A 456-nucleotide genomic window follows, 5' to 3' on the forward strand; every position below is an offset into this window, starting at 1 on the left:
CCTCATGTTCATGATGTCGTCGGGTGGCCTCACGGCTGCCGATATGTTCCAGGGCAAGGACGCGCTGTTGTCCGGCCCGGCCGGTGGCGTCGTCGGCATGGTCGAGACCGCAAAACTTGCCGGTTTCGACAAGATCATCGGCTTCGACATGGGCGGCACCTCGACCGATGTCGCTCACTATGACGGCGACTATGAGCGTGCCTTCGACACCGAGGTTGCCGGCGTGCGCATCCGCGCGCCGATGATGCGCATCCACACCGTCGCTGCCGGCGGCGGCTCGATTCTGCATTACGAGGCCGGGCGTTTCCGCGCCGGGCCGGATTCGGCCGGCGCCAATCCCGGGCCGGCCGCGTACCGGCGCGGCGGCCCGCTGGCCGTGACCGACGCCAATGTCATGCTGGGCAAGCTGCAGCCCGACTTCTTCCCGGCCATTTTCGGACCCAGCCAGAACGAGCC

The 456-nt window shown here is 67.5% G+C and carries 1 protein-coding gene; it reads left to right on the top strand.

The features are described 5' to 3' along the window. The coding region (locus E5W87_RS31380; protein WP_292406614.1) for a hydantoinase/oxoprolinase family protein at window positions 1-456 on the top strand (456 nt) is incomplete at both ends.

Source organism: Mesorhizobium sp. (genome assembly GCF_004962925.1).
Taxonomy (GTDB): domain Bacteria; phylum Pseudomonadota; class Alphaproteobacteria; order Rhizobiales; family Rhizobiaceae; genus Mesorhizobium.